Below are 14,953 nucleotides of genomic sequence, written 5' to 3' on the forward strand. Positions count from 1 at the left end.
GTCAGAGTCCGGGCCGGAGTCAGAGGCAGGGTCAGGACTTGGTCGGGAGGACCGAGTGGCAGTACGGGTCGCTCTGGTGGAGGTGGGCCCAGTAGAGCAGGTCGCCGGTCTGGGGACCGACGACGCCGTCGGCGTCGAGGTTCTGGGCGCTCTGGTAGGCCTTCAGCACCCGCAGGGTCTCGCCACCGAACTGCCCGTCCACGTCCAGGGCCATCTCGGGGTGGGGCAGGCCGGGGCCGCGGTGGGAGTTCCAGTGGTTGAGCGCGAGCTGGACGCACGTCACGGCCGAACCGCGGTCGCCGTAGCGGACGTTGCGCGCGCCGGGCTGGGCGCTCGCCGCCGAGGCGCCGATGCCGACCAGGAGGAGGGCGGCGGAGACGGTGGCCGCTCCCCTGCGCAGCGCCGCCTTGGTGTTCAGCTTCATGGTGCGTTTCCCAACTTCTCGTGCTTTTCGTGCTTATCGTGCTTTTCGAGCTGATCGTGCTTCGTGTGCGGTGTGGCAACCGTCGGGTTGCCGGTCCGACACGTCGTCAACCGTAGGCGCGTGGGAGGCCCTCGAATGCCGGACGGGACCGGGTCGGGGCCGTCCCACGGGTGTCTCAGGGCGCTGATCTGGGCGTTTCGAGGACGGCCGCAGAAATGTGGAGACGGCCCAACTTCCGTGGTCGGTGCGCCGCGGATCCGCGCAGGGCCCTTCCGGGAGGCGTCCGGGTGCCCTCGGAGGCCGCCGCGGCCGGTTGCTACGTGCCGAGGATCTGCGCGGTGGGCGTGAAGCGCGTCCTGTCCTCCGGGGCGACGATGTCGTCGAGGTCGGTGAAGTAGAACGACGGCGACGTGCCGGCCACCACGTCGAGGAGGAACCGGCTGCAGGGGACCGGGTGGGCCTCCCAGAAGGGGCCGCGCCCCTCGTTGAGGATGACGGTCCATTCCTCCGGCTCGACACCGGGCCGGACCAGCCAGTACAGGACGTGCCCCGCGCCCTCCACGTACCCCCAGGGCACCAGCCTGACGTCGCCCTCACCGAGTTCCGACGGCTTCTCCTCGCCCGCTTCCCAGAGTTCGGCGAGGATCTCCGCACGTTCCGCGGTCTGCGCGACCAGGTCGTACATCGCCTCCGGGCAGTCCGGTTCCAGCAGCCAGAGCGTCCCCCCGAAGAGGCCGCCGCCGTACGTCCGGACGAGCCGCTTGTAGTCGGCGGGCAGGGCGGTGCCCAGCGCCTCCTCCACGGCGGCCCACTCCACGTCGAGGCGGCCGCGGGGGGCGGGCGGCGGGCAGAGGCGTTCCAGCGGTTCGGTGTGGCGCAGGCTCCGGGCCGTCCGGAGGTCGGTCGGGAGGGCGCTGAACCGCGGCGGCGTCCTGCCGGCGTCCAGGACCACCGCGCGCATCCGGTCGCCGACCGCGGCGGGGGGAGTGTCCGACCACCATGAGGGGTGCTTGGTCCGGTCGAGGAAGCCGTCGTGCCCGTCCGCGTGGACGGTGATCCCCGTCGGGGTCACGACGGTGACGACCACGTCGTACTCGTGATGATCAGCAAGCATGGCCCCCACCCTGCACCATGGCGGGGACAGCAGGGCGCGCACCCTCGGTCCGCTCGTCCCGGGTCGGGTGGCCTGGCCCGGTCGTGCCCGGCCCGGTCGTGCCCGGTGCGGTCGTGCCCGGCCCGGCCGTGCTCAGGACGCGCAGTCCCGGCAGATGGGCTGACCGTTCTTGTCCTCACCGGCGAGTTGGGCACGGTGGTGGACCAGGAAGCAGGTCATGCAGGTGAACTCGTCCGCCTGCAGGGGCACGACCCGGACCGTGAGCTCCTCCCCGGAGAGGTCGGCGCCCGGGAGTTCGAGCCCTTCGACGGCCTCGGGCTCCACGTCGACGGCGGAACTCTGCTTGTCGTCGCGCTGGCTCTTCAGGGCCTCGATGCTGTCGTCGCTGCTCTCGTCGCCGGTGTCGCGCGGGGCGTCGTAGTCGGTTGCCAAGGTGTTCTCTTCTCCTCAAAGGTCGCATTGCGGCAGGCGGGCGGGCGGGCCCTTCCGGCCGGCCGGAGCGCGGGGTTCCGGCCGGGCGCGTGCTCGTGGACGATCCCGCCCGTGGCGCACCACCATCCCATTGTCGCGCCTGCTCGGCGTGCGAATGCTCCCCGTGCCACGGCCGCCCTGCGCGGGCCGGCCGCCGGGGCACTCCGCGTCGGCGGGGCGGCGGCGGGGGAGGGCGCTCCGGTGAGGCCGGCAGCTCCATTCGCGGCGCCACGGGCTCGCCGGTGACCTCGACCGTCAGCAGCGGCCCCGACACCCCGTCGGCCCGCAGTTCGTACCGGCCGGGCGCGCCGCCGCGGACCAGGTTCGAATAGTCACCGACGGGAGAACGCGGGCGACGGCGATGTCCGGCCGGGTGCACGCCGGGATCCGCACTGCGGCGCGGTGCGGATCCCGGACGGACGGAGCGGGAGAGCGGCCCCGGTCCGGGCGCCTCGTTACGGGAGGGTGATCGTGCCCGGCTTCGCGTTCAGGCCGTGCAGGCAGAGGGTGTACTTCTCGTCGCGCCGCTTGTAGGTGAAGTAGCCGTCGGCGTCGGGGTACTTCCGGCACACGGTCTCGCCGTCGACGGTGTCGTCCTCGCGGCTCACGACGCGGGCCTCGGCCCGCGCGTCGGAGCAGGGCACCACGATGACGTCGGGGTTCTTGTCGACGGCGCCGGGCACCAGGACCGGACTGTTGTTGTGGATGCAGTCGCCCGCCTTGGCGAACTCGGGATCGCCCTTCTCGATGAAGACGATCAGCGAGATCAGGATCACCGGGATGAGCACGCCCAGGATCGTGGGCCGCAGGTACACCGGCTTGCCGGGGTCCATCGGCGGGCGCGGAGCGCCGGGCACGGGCTCCGACAGCTTGTTGATCTTCAGCCGCTGCGGGATGTTGATCAGCATGATGATCGGGTTGACGATCATCGAGGGAATGCCCCACCAGCCCTGCCAGAGGCTGTCGGAGGTCATCTCGCGGTGCGTGGCGATGCCGCAGCTGCGGCAGAACGGCCCCTGGCGCTTCAGGTACTTCAGGATCACGATGAGGCCCAGGTGCCCGCGGATGGTCGCGTCCACGGCGGGGACGGAACCGCAGTACTGGCAGCCGAGCTGCCCCTCGCCGTAGCCGGGCAGCTCCGGGGCCGCGGCCTCGGGCGCGGCGGGTGCGCCGGCATCGGCGGGCTCAGCAGGCGCGGCGGGCTCAGCGGGCCCGGCGGGCTTGGTGAGTGCGACAGGTTCAGCGGGCTCGGCGCCGTGGGGCAGCTCGGCGGACTGAGTGGAAATGGTGAATCCCCCGTGACGATCAAGAGTGTGTGACTCCGCAACCTACCGCCGCTCGAACACCAGGACGGTCGATCGGGGCCCCCGCGGACGAAAGGTCGCCGAACCGTGATCACAAATCAGTCGATCGGTGCCGAAACTCCTCGGGTGCGAACCGGAACTCGCTGACCTGCGGCGATCGTGCGTTTCGGACGGCGGGCCGGGCGGCGACCGGCGCGGTCGGAGCGCGGGGCCGGTCGGCCGTACCGGATGCGGCGGGCTCACCGACGGAACATCCGGTCGGCTGACGCACCGTCCGGATGCAGTCTGAGAATCGGATGATCCATGAGACGGAGGCGAACTCCGGTGGGATGCTGTGACCTTGGTCCGACCACCGCACCGATCCGGGGGAGCCACCTGTGCCATTGTTCGGCAATCGCAAGAACCTTCCGAAGCCGCTCTGCGACGAACACGGCCCGTGCAAGGCACTGGCCGCGATCTCGGTCTTCGAGGTCCGGGACCGGCTCCGGCTCCTGGTCACCCCGACCCGCGGCCTGGGCCCCGACCCCATGGCCCGGCAGATCGACGACGAGCTGTCGGTCGTCCTGTGCGTGAACGGCGGGAAGCGGGGCGGGAAGACCGAGGCCCTGTCGATAGCCGAGCACGCCGCCGACCAGTGGAGCGTCAGCCGGGCGGAACTCTGGGAGCGGGCCTTCGCCAACCTGGCCACCGAGCAGCTCAACCGACAGTCGTTCAACGCGACCAACGGCGACGTCCTCTACGCCGTCAACGGGACCGGGGTGTGGCCCGGCGCCGCCCAGGCGCTGCGCCTGGAGACCGCCCTGGGCGTGGCCGAGCTGCCCTACGGCGCCCTGGTCACCCTGCCGACGAGCAACGCGTTCTGCGCGGCGCCCATCCGGACCGGCTCGTCACTGAACGCGATCCGGTTCATGATCGACGTGTCGAAGCAGCTCCAGATCAACGATCCGGCCCCGCTGACCTCGTCGATCTTCTGGTACCGGGACGGCTGGCTGGAGAACCTGAACGTCGGCGACAACGGCATGATGCGGCCGTCCGCCCGCTTCCGGGACATGGCGAACGGCCTCCCCGTCGGCTGAGCCCCGTCGGCTGGTCCTCGTCCGGCCGTCCACGTGGCGTGCCCTCTCGGCGCGCCCTCCTCCCGGTTGCCGCCGCCCGGCGCACGGCCCAGATTGGCAGGGACACCGCCCGCTCGGGCGCCCTCCTCGGCGCCGGGCCCGGCGGGTGGGCCGACAGGACGGCGTGGAGAGGTGCGGCGATGAGCACGGTGGAGGAGTCGATCGACGTGGACGTGCCCGTCCGCGTCGTCTACGACCAGTGGGCGACCTTCGAGGACTTCCCGAAGTTCATGGAGGGCGTGGAGCAGGTCAGGCAGCTGGACGACCGCCACGCCCACTGGCGGACCAGGATCGCCGGGCTGTCCCGGGAGTTCGACACCGAGATCGTCGAGCGGGTTCCCGACGAACGGGTCGCCTGGCGCACCACCGGCGAGAGCGTGAAGCACACCGGAACGGTCGACTTCGAACCGCTCGGCGCGAGCCGGACCCGGGTCCGGATGACCATGGTGTTCCAGCCCACCGGCCTGGCCGAGAAGGCCGCCGACAAGCTGGGGGTGCTCGGCGTCCAGGTCCGGGGCGACCTGCGCCGCTTCAAGCGGTTCATCGAGGACCTCTCGGCCGGGACCGGGTCGGGGCCGTCGCCGGAGGACGGCTGACCGCTGACGGCTGACGGCCGGCAGGTGGTGCCGGGGACGGGGTCCGCGCCCCTCCCCCGGCACCGCCCCCAAGCCTTCCCCCGGTCCCGCTGTCCGCCCGGGCGCCGACCGGGCGGACGGCGGTGCCCGCGCCGGGGTCCTCAGGCGCCGGTTCGCTCCCCCGTCTCCCCCGGCTCCCCCGCCCGCCGGGCCCGCTCCTGCCGGTAGGCCTGTGCCCGGGCGAGGTAGTCCTGGTGCTCCTGTTCCTGGTCCGGCGGCAGGTCCGGCTCGTCGGTGGTGGCGAAGAAGCGCACCAGGGCCTCGTTCGCGCTCACGGCGAGTGCTCCGGAGCGGGCGAACATGTCCGACTCGTAGCCGGCCACCGCCGCGTCGAGCCCGATCGCCGCGTCGGGCCCGGCCGCCGCGCCTTGGCCGACCGCCCGGCTGACGGCGTGCGCGAGCTCCGCGCCGTCCAGCATCGCGAGGTTGGCGCCGTGCCCGCCGAAGGGCGCCATCAGGTGGGCCGAGTCGCCGATCAGGGTGATCCCGGGGACGTGGTCCCAGGCGAGCGGGGCGGGCAGCGCGGAGAAGGACCTCGGCACGTAGTCGCCGTCGTTGCGGACGATCAGCGTGCGCATGGCGGCCGACCAGTGGCCGAACTCCCGCGCCAGGTGGGCGCGGATGCTCTCCCGGTCGGTGAGGTCGACGCCGGCCCCGACGTGCCAGTCCGGTGCGGCGCGGAACGCGAGGTAGCCGCGGACCACGCCGTCGCCGTTGCGCTGGAGGATCACGGCGCGGCCGTCGTTGTCGTTGGCGAACATGTGGCCGGCGCCGACGATCCCGGCGACGTCGGGGTGGCGGGAGTCGACGTCGTCGTAGCGGGCGTCCAGGAAGCAGACCCCGAGGTGCTGCGGGACGGCGGCGCTGACCAGGGGGCGGACCTTCGACCAGGCCCCGTCGGCGCCGATCACCAGGTCGGCCTCCACGGTGGTGCCGCCCGCGAACTCCAGGCGGTGCGCGCCGTGACCGAGCGGGGTCACGCGGACGAGCCGGTGGCCCCAGCGCACGGTGCCGGGCCGCAGGTGGTCGAAGAGCAGGCGGCGCAGCCGGCCGCGGTCGATCTCGGGCGCGGCCTCGTCGCCGGGGCGCGGGGTGAACTCCGCCAGCACCGTGCCGTGGTGGTCGCGGCGGGTCTTGGCCTGCCCCTCCGGCCGGGCCCGTGCCGTGAAGGCGTCGAGCAGCCCGGCGTCCGCGAGGGCGATCTGTCCGGAGTCGGCGTGCAGGTCGAGCGTGCCGCCGGGGTCGCGGGAGTCCACGGCGTCGTCGGCGTCGTACACGGTGACCTCGATGCCGTGTCCTTGCAGGACGCGGGCGCAGGTCAGGCCGGCGGGCCCGCCGCCGACTACGCAGATCCGGGGTGTGCTGTTCGTCATCGGGATCTTCCCCTCCGTCGGGTGGCGCGGTTCGCGAACGGGGTCGCGAACGGGTCGCGCATGGGTCACGGCGACACCCTTTGGGTGCAACCGCTAAAAAAGCGTAACAGCTCAACTTTATGATTCGATCCACGAACGCGATAGGGTGGCCCGGTGAGCGAGATGGGGCGCCGAGAGCGCAAGAAGGCAGCCACCCGCCAGTCCCTCGCGGACGCGGCACTGCGGCTGTTCACCGAACGGGGCTACGACGAGGTCGGGGTGCGGGAGATCGCCGACGCGGCCGACGTCTCGGTGACGACGCTCTTCAAGCACTTCCCCGACGGCAAGGAGGCCCTGGTCTTCGACCAGGACGTGGACCGCGAGGCGGCCCTGGTCGCGGCGGTCCGCGAGCGCCCCGCCGATCTGACCGTCCCGCAGGCCCTGCACCGGATGCTGCTCGGCGCACACTCCCGGACGGTCCACGCCGACCCCGGGTTCGACGACTTCCTCCGCCTGATCGACACCACCCCCGCGCTGCGCGAGTACGCCCGCCGGATGTGGCTGCGGCACGAGCACGCCCTGGCCGCCGCGATCGCCGACGACGCCGGACTGGCCGCAGACGACCCGGGCTGCCGGGCGCTGGCCCACTTCGCCCTGGAGGCGCCCGTCCTCGTCCGCGGCACGCAGGACCCCGACGCCGCCCTCGCCCGGGTCTTCGACCTGCTCGACAACGGCTGGCCCGGCACGCGCACCGGCTGACCCCGGCCGCCCGCCCGTCCGTCGGCACCGCCACGCCGGGGAACACCGCACTGTCCCGCACGGACCGGACCGTCCCGCACGGACCGCACCGTCCCGCACGGACCGCACCGTCCGGACGGCGCCCCGACGACACGCCGGACGGTTCCGGTGCGAACCCAATGACCCTCGCCCGTGCGACAGTTGCGCTCGGCCGAGAGGGTCGAGGGCCGCGGAGCCGACCACGGCCGCCCCGCGCATGAGGGAGAGCGATCGTGCCCGTCGTCCGAACCGCCGTGCTGCTCACCGAGTTTCCCGCCGGGCAGCCGCTCGACCTCCAGGGTGACGCCCCCTGGTACGTCTCCTGCCTCTTCAGCCCCACGCACGGACAGGCGGCGTACTGGCCCAAACAGACCGCCCACGACATGCCGTTCGACGGAGAGGCGTTCGACCGGGCCCTCTTCGAGGATCCGGCCCCCGACCCGTCCGACCGGGAGACGACGGTCCACAGGGTGATCCGCGCGATGGAGGACGACCGGAACACCGACTTCTCGCCCTTCGACGTGGTCGTCGTGGTGCTGGGCCTCCGGGACGGCTACCCGTCGAACGGCGGGTCGACCACCGCCACCTCCCGGCACCGCAGGCACCACGGCATCGTGACCCGGTCAGGCGACCGATTCGACTTCCTCGCCCACGAGTTGGGCCACGCCCTGGGCCTGACGCACTCCTTCGGCGATCCGGCCTTCAAGGATCCCGGGGAGGACTACGGGGGCTACGCGCACCCGTACTGCATCATGAGCGCGATGGCCTACGGCGGCATCGGCGGCCCGTTCATCCCCGCCACCCCCAGGGACGGCCGGCGCGAGCACTCCGCGCTCGGCCCCGGCCTGAACGCGACGACCGCGCCGGGCCGCGGCTGGATCCACGCGGACACCTACAACCCGGCCGCCGCCGGCCCCGCCGAGTTCACCCTGCGCCGCAGGCACTGGCTCGGCCGGGACACCCGGGTCGGCGTCCGCGCCGGCCGGTGTGCCGCGGCCCGTCCGTGCCCTCACGGGCAGGCGCGGTCCGGGTCTCCGCCGTCCGGGTCGCCGCGGTTTGGGTCGTCGCGGTCGAGGTAGGCGCGGTAGGCGGCTGCCACCCGGCCGAGGTAGCGCTGGGCGGCCGCGCGTTCCTGCGGGCTCATGCCGTCGGAGGCGTGCACGAGCGAGCCGAGCAGGGGCGCGAGTTCGCCCATGACGTGGTCGCGGCCGGCCCGGGTGACGTCGAGCACCTGGCGGCGGCCGTCGCGCGGGTGCGGCCCGCGGGTCATGTGGCCTTCGGCGACGAGGCGGTTGACGGACTGGGTGCCGGCGGCGCTGGTGACTCCGAGGCGTCGGGAGAGTTCGACCGGACCGATCGGTTCACCGGCGCCCTGCGCCATGACGACGTGCTCGACGGCTTCGACGTTCGTCAGCGGCATGCCGAGCCGCTCGGCGAGCGCCGCGCGGGCCAGCTGGGTGAGGGTCAGGACGTCCCGCAACACCTCCGACAGCTCGTCCCCCGCGGGTGCGCCGGCCGCCGCGGCCCGGCGGGTGGTACGGGAATCCGACTCCCCGTCGGCTCCGGATGCTGCGTGTTGCGCCATGTCGACAAGTCTGACACGGTAGAACTCGCTAAGTAACTTAACGATATGGCGTCACGATACAGAGGGCGAGCGACGTGTCCCTGCACCCCAGCCCCACACACCCCCCGGCCGGCCGGGGTGGCCCCGCCGGCCCGGCCGGCGACCGCCCGCACGCGCCCGGGCGGCCCCGCACCACGGCCTGGCTCGTCCTGTTGCTCACCCTCATCGGACTGGCCGCCGCCTTCGCACTCGGCCCCAACGGCGCCACCACGACCAGGACCACCGGGGCCGCACTGCCCGCCTCCGCCCAGTCGGCCCGCGTCGCGGAGATCCTCAGGACCTTCCCCACCGGCACGGCCGCCCCCGCGATCGTCGTCTACAGCAACGGCGACGGCAGCCCCCTCACCCCGGACCAGCAGACCGCCATCGCCGCACGCGCCCAAGCCCTGGCCCCACTGGGCCTGGTCCCCGGCGCGTCGAGGCCCGAGACCGTGCGGGACGAGGTCGCCACCGTCGCCGTCCTGCTCCCCACCGGGGCGGGCGACAGCGACAACAGCGCCACCGTGGAGCGGATCCGCCGCACCGCCTCCGAACACCTGCCGGCACCGCTGCGCGCCCAGGTGACCGGCGCGCCCGCGATCCGCGCCGACATCGGCAAGGTCTTCGCCGGGGCCGACACCGACCTGCTGATCGCCACCGCCTCCGTCGTCGCCGTCCTGCTGCTCGTCACCTACCGCAGCCCGCTGCTGTGGCTCGTCCCCCTGGCCGTCGTCGGCGCCGGCGACCGCCTGGCGAGCGTCCTCGTCGGCGTCCTCGCCCCGCACGCCGGCGTCCGGGTCGACGCCTCGGCCGCGGGCATCCTGTCCGTCCTGGTCTTCGGCGCCGGCACCGACTACGCCCTCCTGCTCGTCTCCCGCTACCGGGACGAGCTCCACCTCACCGACGACCGCTTCACCGCCATGGCCCGCGCCTGGCGCGGCACCGCCCCCGCCGTCCTGGCCAGCGGCACCACCGTCGTCCTGAGCCTGCTCACCCTGCTCGCCGCCGACCTCACCAACAACCGCGGCCTCGGCTTCGCCGGCGCCGTCGGCATCCTCACCGCGATGCTGTTCGGCCTCGTCGTCCTGCCCGCCGCCCTCGTCCTGCCCGGGCGCCGACTGTTCTGGCCGTTCGTCCCCAAGGTCGGGGAGCCCGTCACCGCCGACCGCCGCGGCCCGTGGTCACGCATCGGGCGGGCCGTCGCGGCCCGCCCCGCCCTGGTCGCCGTCGGCGGTACCGCCGTCCTGCTCCTGCTCGCCTCCGGCGCGCTCGGCCTGCGCACCGGGCTCGCCCAGGCCGACTCCTTCCGCAGCACCCCCGAAGCCGTCCTCGGCCAGCGCACCCTCGCCGCCGTCCGGCCCGCCGGAGCCGCCGCCCCGCTGACCCTCGTCTCCACGGCCGCCACGGGCGAGGCCGTCGCCGACGCGGCCCGCCTAGTCCCCGGCGTCGCCTCCGTCACGACCACCGCCCGCACCGATCGGTACGCCCGCGCCGACGTCGTCCTGACCGCGGCCCCCGGAACCGCCGACTCCGACCGCGCCGTCCGGGCCCTGCGGGACCGCGTGGCAGCCCTCCCCGGCGCCGACGCCGCGGTCGGCGGAGCGACCGCCGAGGCCTACGACACCGCGCAGGCCAACGCCCACGACACCCGCGTCGTCGTGCCGCTCGTCCTCACCATCGTCCTGCTCGTCCTCGTCGCCCTCCTGCGCGCCCTCGTCGCGCCCCTGCTGCTCGTCGCGACCGTCATCGCCTCCTACTTCGCCGCCCTCGGCGCGAGTTGGCTGCTGTTCCGCACCGTCTACGACTTCCCGGCCCTGGACACCAACGTCCCGCTGCTGTCCTTCCTGTTCCTCGTCGCCCTCGGCGTCGACTACAACATCTTCCTGATCGCCCGCACCCGCGAGGACACCGTCGCCGGCCACGACACCCGCACCGCCGTACGACGCGCCCTCGCCTCCACCGGCGGCGTCATCACCAGCGCCGGCATCCTGCTGGCCGCCGTGTTCGCCGTCCTCGGCGTCCTGCCGCTGATCACCCTCACCCAGATCGGGGTCATCGTCGGCATCGGCGTCCTCCTGGACACCCTGCTGGTGCGCACCGTCCTCGTCCCCGCGCTCGTCCTGCTCACCGGCCGGCACTTCTGGTGGCCCGGCCGGCCCGAGACGGCGGGCGGCAGGGGGAACGACGGCACGGACGGCGGCGCGACCGACGGCGCGGACGACGGCGACGGCGCCTCACCCGTCGGCGTCTGACGGGCGGGCGGAACACGGGCGCCCCGGTGGTACACGGCCCCTACGAGAACCCCTGCCACTCGACGGACGTGAAGTCGTCCGGACGCTCCTCCCGCAGGCGCAGGGAGCGGCTGTTCAGCAGCTCGAGCCCGTCGTGGAGACCGCCGCCGAACTCGTCCCGGATCCGTTGCAGTGCCTGGATCCGGCGGCCCTCCAGGATCAGGTAGTCGATCCGCGACCAACGGGGGTCGGTGCCGTCGCTCGGCTGCCTGAGGGCATCGACCTCCAGCCGCAGCCGCACCACGGCGGCGACGATCTCCCGGTCGGTGGGGGTCGGGCCCGCGGGCCCGGTGCCCCTGCGGGTGAGGTCGAGCGCCTCGCACAGGGCGGACCGCAGATCGTCGAGCTCGCGCCGGGCCGGGTCGCGCTCGGCACGGGTCCGGTCCGGGTCGGGGAAGGTACGGGCCGGGACGGCGGACGTACGGGCCGGGTCGGCAGAGGCACAGGCGGGGTCCGTGCGCCGCGGGTCCGGCGCGGTGTCAGGCATCGCGGTGGTCCTCGTGCGGGCGGGCCGCGCGGGTGCGCGGGTGCGAGAGTGCGACGCGGTGCCGCACCAGGTCGACGTCCAGGACCTCCGCCGTGATCCGCCGGCCGACCGCGACGGCCCCGCAGCAGTGGTCGGCCGCGCACGCCGCCGGTCCGGGGGCGCCGATCGTCGCGGTGAAGCCGCCGATGTCGACGGACGTGACACCGGAGCCGGCGATCCCGGTGACGGTGCCGGTCACGGTCCCGCCGCGGCGCAGCGTCCGCAGGAGGGCCCAGTCCCGGTCGCCCGGGGCCGGATCGGTGCGCCACCGGGCGCGCAGGACGCCGTCGGCGTCGGGCAGCACGGCAGTGAACAGCGGGCTGCGCTCGTCGACGTAGCAGGACAGCAGGGCGGCGGCCCGTGCGTCACGGGCCCGCGCGGCCAGCTCCGTGAACCCGCTCTCGTCGGCGACCGCGCCGGTGATCCGGCCGTCCCGGTCCTCCCGGACGAGTTCGACCAGGCCGTCGTCGGGGAGCGCGGCCAGGACCGCGGCGACGTCGGTGGACAGGTCCGGCCAGACCGCCAGTCGGGCCCGCGGGGCCAGCCGGGCCCGAACCTCGTCGATCCCGCCCTCGTCGAGCCGGTGCCAGCGGGAGTCGTTGAGGACGTGCATCTCCTCCAGGAGCGCCGCCTCGCGCGTCTCCACGCACCAGCGCACCCGGGCCCAGAAGTCGTCGTCGGCGGGGCGCTGTTCGCCCGGCTCGTCGAAGTCCCCCTCGTACGGGGAGGCGTCCACCGGTTCCGGGAACAGCCCCAGTGCGCGGGCCCGCGCCACCGCCCCGTCACAGGGCACGTTGCTGCCCACGTAGACGTACTGGTCCCAGCCGACGTGCACGGAGAAGGTGTCCTCGACCTCCAGGCTGCACCAGGCGCCGTTGTCGCGGAGCATGGCCCGCACCAGTTCCAGGCCGACCGGCACCGACACCGGCGCCCCGTCGTGGAAGCCGGTCAGGTCCGGCGGGAAGAGTCCCGCGAGACCGCCGCCGTCGACCGGCGGCTCCAGGCCGAAGTGCACGAAACCCGTCGCGACCTGAGGCTCACGGATCGAGAGCTGCCGCACGCCGCTGTCCTCGGCGAAGGCGGCGACGGCCGCGAGGTAGGCGGCCTCGACCGGTCCGTGGTCGCTGACCGACTCCTCCGCTCCGGTGTAGACGCCCCGCTCGTCGCGGTCCGCGGGGTCGTACTTGGTGACCCGGTAGACGTAGGGCAGCACGTCACGGCCCTTCGGCAGCCGGGCACCCGACGGCCTCAGCGACAGGGACGGCGGCCGTGGCGGCCCGGGGCGGTCGCACGAGGCCCGTGCGCGCGGTGCGGCGCGGGAGGGACCGCTGAGCGCGGGAGGAGGAGAGCATCAGGCCATCCTGCCGGACCCGGCGCCTCCGGCGCTCCCCGGTTTCCGGCGCTTCCCGGTTTCCGGCGCTCCCCGCTCCTCCAGCGGGCACCCGCCGGTGGAGGAGCGGACACGGTCGGTGAACGAACGGAACCCGACGGCGGGACCGGGATACGGGACCTGACGGGAGCTGTGGTCAGCTGAAATGACCGGGCGTCAATTCCGGTACAGATCATTTCGCCCGGAGCAGCCGCCCGTTGTTATCGTGCCGCTCCCTCGCACCCGGCGAGGCCACTCACGACTGGGGGCCCAGGTGGCCGGCAAGAGCAACACCGTCGACGTCAGCGTCAGCAACCGCGTGCTCAGGGTGGGCGACGACTCCTACCCGCTGAGGAACATCGCCCGCACCCGCATGCGCGAGGTGGTCCCGAACCGCTTCGCGCCCGTCAAGGGCTTCCTCGGCGGGGTCGTCGCCCTGCCGGTCGTCGTCCTGATCGCCAAGAACTTCAGCGACTCCTTCAGCGGCCTGGTGCTCGTCCTCGGCCTCGCCGTGCTCGTGGCCGTGCTCGTGAAGGGGCTGCGGGCGCCCGTCCTGCACCAGCTGGTCATCGAGACGTCCAGCTCGGCCGACACCGCCGTCGCGAGCCGGGACGCCGCCCAGGTCCGGCAGCTGTCGGACCTGATCAACGAGGCCATCGAGAACCCCCAGGCGGAGTTCCGGGTCACGGTGGAGAGCGTGCACATCGGGGACCGGATCACCCAGTACGGTGCCGGCAGCACCGGCAAGGTCGCGTAGCAGCGGCCTGCCGGGAACGCCGTCCCGCGCCGCCCCGCGCCGGGACCGTCCGGGGTGGCCCGGACCGTCCGACCGTCCGAGGTAGCCCGGACCGTCCGACCGTCCGGGGCTACCCGGGAAGGCCGCGGACGCCGGCGGGATCGGCCGGGTCGACGCCGGTCAGGTCACGGCTCGCGTCCCACAGCCGTGCCGCGACGGTGGTGTCGGCGAGGTGCTGCCACAGCCGTTCGCGCCGGGGTTCGCCGCGCAGGCCGAGGACCCGCGGTCCCCACAGCTGGCCCCCGCGCACGGCCGGGTCGAGCACCGCCCGGACCGCGGGCCACGCACCGGCGTGCTTGCCCTGGACGAGCAGGGCCGCGGGTGTCGCGCCCAGCCGTGCGCCGGCCGTCCGCACGTGGACCGGCGGCCGGGACGGGGTGAGGGAGTCCAGTGCGCCGCCGGGATGGACCACCACGCTCGCCACGGTGCTGCCGACGGCGCGCAGGCGGCGGTCGAGTTCGAGGCCGAAGTACATCTGGGCCAGCTTGGAACGCCCGTAGCTGCGCTTGGGCCGGTAGTCCCCGAGGGACTGCAGGTCGTCCAGGTCGAGCCGCTCGGACTTCGCCGCGAAACTGCCCGTGGTCACGACGCGGGCCGCCGGCGCGGCCGACAGCAGCGGCATCAGCCACCGGGTCAGCGCGAAGTGCCCGAGGTGGTTCGTGCCGAACATCAGCTCGTGGCCGTCCCCGGTCTCCTCGCGCGGCGGATCGTCGAGCGCGACGCCGGCGTTGTGGACCACCGCGTCGAGGCGTTCCACCTCCAGTGCTTCCGCGGCGGATCGCAGCGACGGGAGGTCGGCGAGGTCCAGCCGCGCGGCCCGCACCCGGGCGCCGACGACACGGGCGCGGATCGACGCCACGGCGTCCGCGGCCTTCGCGGGGTTCCGGCTCCCCAGGACGACGGTCGCCCCGGTCGACGACAACTGCTCCGCGACGAAGTACCCGATGCCGGCGTTGCCGCCGGTGACCAGGAAGACGCTGCCGTCGGCCCGCGGCAGGCGCCGGACGTTCCAGGGCGGGGAGAAGGGTGCCGGCGTGGGTGCGGGTGCGGCTGCGGACGACATGCTGATCGGGACTCCCTTGCTGGTGACAGCGGCCACGGCGGTTCGCCGGACGGCTCGGCACCCACGGTTCCGGCGGCCACCGGCATGCCGCCGACAGACCGCTGTCGGCCCTG

At 73.9% G+C, this 14,953-nt stretch carries 15 protein-coding genes; 6 read left to right on the plus strand and 9 right to left on the minus strand.

Going from position 1 to position 14,953, the window contains the following annotated elements; all coding sequences use genetic code 11:
- Window positions 1-31: 31 nt before the first annotated feature.
- The 4 genes from ACFV0O_RS25890 to ACFV0O_RS25905 all read right to left on the minus strand — a co-directional run bounded on the left by ACFV0O_RS25890 (window position 32) and on the right by ACFV0O_RS25905 (window position 3,088).
- Window positions 32-424: a peptidoglycan-binding protein gene (locus ACFV0O_RS25890; RefSeq protein WP_380345725.1), complete on the minus strand. Its 393-nt coding sequence runs from the start codon at window positions 422-424 to the stop codon at window positions 32-34.
- A gap of 316 nt (window positions 425-740) precedes the next feature.
- Entirely contained in the window at window positions 741-1,538 is a 798-nt protein-coding gene (locus ACFV0O_RS25895) for an SMI1/KNR4 family protein (RefSeq protein ID WP_380345727.1), read from the minus strand.
- Window positions 1,539-1,670: 132 nt separating this feature from the next.
- Complete coding sequence (locus tag ACFV0O_RS25900; protein WP_360268914.1) at window positions 1,671-1,970, minus strand: DUF4193 domain-containing protein; 300 nt, start codon at window positions 1,968-1,970, stop codon at window positions 1,671-1,673.
- Window positions 1,971-2,464: 494 nt separating this feature from the next.
- Window positions 2,465-3,088, minus strand: coding sequence for a hypothetical protein (locus tag ACFV0O_RS25905; protein WP_380345729.1), 624 nt, complete (start codon window positions 3,086-3,088; stop codon window positions 2,465-2,467).
- Between the two features lie 608 nt (window positions 3,089-3,696).
- Between ACFV0O_RS25905 and ACFV0O_RS25910 the strand changes: the two genes are divergently transcribed.
- Window positions 3,697-4,389, plus strand: coding sequence for a hypothetical protein (locus tag ACFV0O_RS25910; protein WP_380345731.1), 693 nt, complete (start codon window positions 3,697-3,699; stop codon window positions 4,387-4,389).
- Window positions 4,390-4,568: 179 nt separating this feature from the next.
- Window positions 4,569-5,024, plus strand: coding sequence for an SRPBCC family protein (locus ACFV0O_RS25915; RefSeq protein WP_380345733.1), 456 nt, complete (start codon window positions 4,569-4,571; stop codon window positions 5,022-5,024).
- Window positions 5,025-5,164: 140 nt separating this feature from the next.
- On the opposite strand, the gene ACFV0O_RS25920 is transcribed toward ACFV0O_RS25915, so the two are convergent.
- A complete protein-coding gene (locus tag ACFV0O_RS25920) occupies window positions 5,165-6,436 on the minus strand; it encodes an FAD-dependent oxidoreductase (RefSeq protein ID WP_380345734.1) in 1,272 nt (423 codons plus the stop codon).
- 162 nt (window positions 6,437-6,598) lie between these two features.
- On the opposite strand from ACFV0O_RS25920, the gene ACFV0O_RS25925 reads away from it, so the two are divergent.
- Together ACFV0O_RS25925 and ACFV0O_RS25930 are read left to right on the plus strand one after the other, a co-directional pair.
- Complete coding sequence (locus ACFV0O_RS25925) at window positions 6,599-7,174, plus strand: TetR/AcrR family transcriptional regulator (RefSeq protein WP_380345828.1); 576 nt, start codon at window positions 6,599-6,601, stop codon at window positions 7,172-7,174.
- Between the two features lie 251 nt (window positions 7,175-7,425).
- A complete protein-coding gene (locus ACFV0O_RS25930; protein WP_380345736.1) occupies window positions 7,426-8,271 on the plus strand; it encodes a reprolysin-like metallopeptidase in 846 nt (281 codons plus the stop codon).
- On the opposite strand, the gene ACFV0O_RS25935 is transcribed toward ACFV0O_RS25930, so the two are convergent.
- Complete coding sequence (locus ACFV0O_RS25935) at window positions 8,202-8,777, minus strand: MarR family winged helix-turn-helix transcriptional regulator (protein ID WP_380345738.1); 576 nt, start codon at window positions 8,775-8,777, stop codon at window positions 8,202-8,204. The two genes, ACFV0O_RS25930 and ACFV0O_RS25935, sit on opposite strands and share 70 nt — an antisense overlap.
- Window positions 8,778-8,851: 74 nt before the next feature.
- On the opposite strand from ACFV0O_RS25935, the gene ACFV0O_RS25940 reads away from it, so the two are divergent.
- Window positions 8,852-11,047 (plus strand): MMPL family transporter, encoded by a 2,196-nt coding sequence (locus tag ACFV0O_RS25940; RefSeq protein WP_380345740.1) that lies wholly within the window; start codon window positions 8,852-8,854, stop codon window positions 11,045-11,047.
- Between the two features lie 40 nt (window positions 11,048-11,087).
- Here ACFV0O_RS25940 and ACFV0O_RS25945 read toward each other — a convergent pair whose 3' ends face one another.
- Both ACFV0O_RS25945 and ACFV0O_RS25950 read right to left on the minus strand, forming a co-directional pair.
- Window positions 11,088-11,573 (minus strand): hypothetical protein, encoded by a 486-nt coding sequence (locus tag ACFV0O_RS25945; protein WP_380345742.1) that lies wholly within the window; start codon window positions 11,571-11,573, stop codon window positions 11,088-11,090.
- Window positions 11,566-12,825 carry an RNA-binding protein gene (locus ACFV0O_RS25950; protein WP_380345744.1) on the minus strand — a complete coding sequence of 420 codons (1,260 nt, stop codon included), beginning with the start codon at window positions 12,823-12,825 and terminating at the stop codon, window positions 11,566-11,568. The genes ACFV0O_RS25945 and ACFV0O_RS25950 overlap by 8 nt, the downstream gene beginning before the upstream one ends.
- A 430-nt stretch (window positions 12,826-13,255) precedes the next feature.
- Here ACFV0O_RS25950 and ACFV0O_RS25955 point away from each other — a divergent pair, with 430 nt between their 5' ends.
- Window positions 13,256-13,738: a DUF6232 family protein gene (locus ACFV0O_RS25955; RefSeq protein ID WP_360262269.1), complete on the plus strand. Its 483-nt coding sequence runs from the start codon at window positions 13,256-13,258 to the stop codon at window positions 13,736-13,738.
- Window positions 13,739-13,847: 109 nt separating this feature from the next.
- Here the strand turns inward: ACFV0O_RS25955 and ACFV0O_RS25960 are convergent, their stop codons facing one another.
- Window positions 13,848-14,840: an SDR family NAD(P)-dependent oxidoreductase gene (locus ACFV0O_RS25960; RefSeq protein WP_380345746.1), complete on the minus strand. Its 993-nt coding sequence runs from the start codon at window positions 14,838-14,840 to the stop codon at window positions 13,848-13,850.
- Window positions 14,841-14,953 lie beyond the last annotated feature (113 nt).

Source organism: Kitasatospora sp. NPDC059577 (assembly GCF_042735475.1).
In the GTDB taxonomy this organism is placed as follows: domain Bacteria; phylum Actinomycetota; class Actinomycetes; order Streptomycetales; family Streptomycetaceae; genus Kitasatospora.

What these genes read in the sequence shown, in the direction of transcription:
- ACFV0O_RS25890 (WP_380345725.1), bottom strand. Translation starts at nt 424, where the DNA reads ATGAAGCTGAACACCAAGGCGGCGCTGCGCAGGGGAGCGGCCACCGTC.
- ACFV0O_RS25895 (WP_380345727.1), bottom strand. Translation starts at nt 1,538, where the DNA reads ATGCTTGCTGATCATCACGAGTACGACGTGGTCGTCACCGTCGTGACC.
- ACFV0O_RS25915 (WP_380345733.1), top strand. Translation starts at nt 4,569, where the DNA reads ATGAGCACGGTGGAGGAGTCGATCGACGTGGACGTGCCCGTCCGCGTC.
- ACFV0O_RS25920 (WP_380345734.1), bottom strand. Translation starts at nt 6,436, where the DNA reads ATGACGAACAGCACACCCCGGATCTGCGTAGTCGGCGGCGGGCCCGCC.
- ACFV0O_RS25925 (WP_380345828.1), top strand. Translation starts at nt 6,599, where the DNA reads ATGGGGCGCCGAGAGCGCAAGAAGGCAGCCACCCGCCAGTCCCTCGCG.
- ACFV0O_RS25935 (WP_380345738.1), bottom strand. Translation starts at nt 8,777, where the DNA reads ATGGCGCAACACGCAGCATCCGGAGCCGACGGGGAGTCGGATTCCCGT.
- ACFV0O_RS25945 (WP_380345742.1), bottom strand. Translation starts at nt 11,573, where the DNA reads ATGCCTGACACCGCGCCGGACCCGCGGCGCACGGACCCCGCCTGTGCC.
- ACFV0O_RS25960 (WP_380345746.1), bottom strand. Translation starts at nt 14,840, where the DNA reads ATGTCGTCCGCAGCCGCACCCGCACCCACGCCGGCACCCTTCTCCCCG.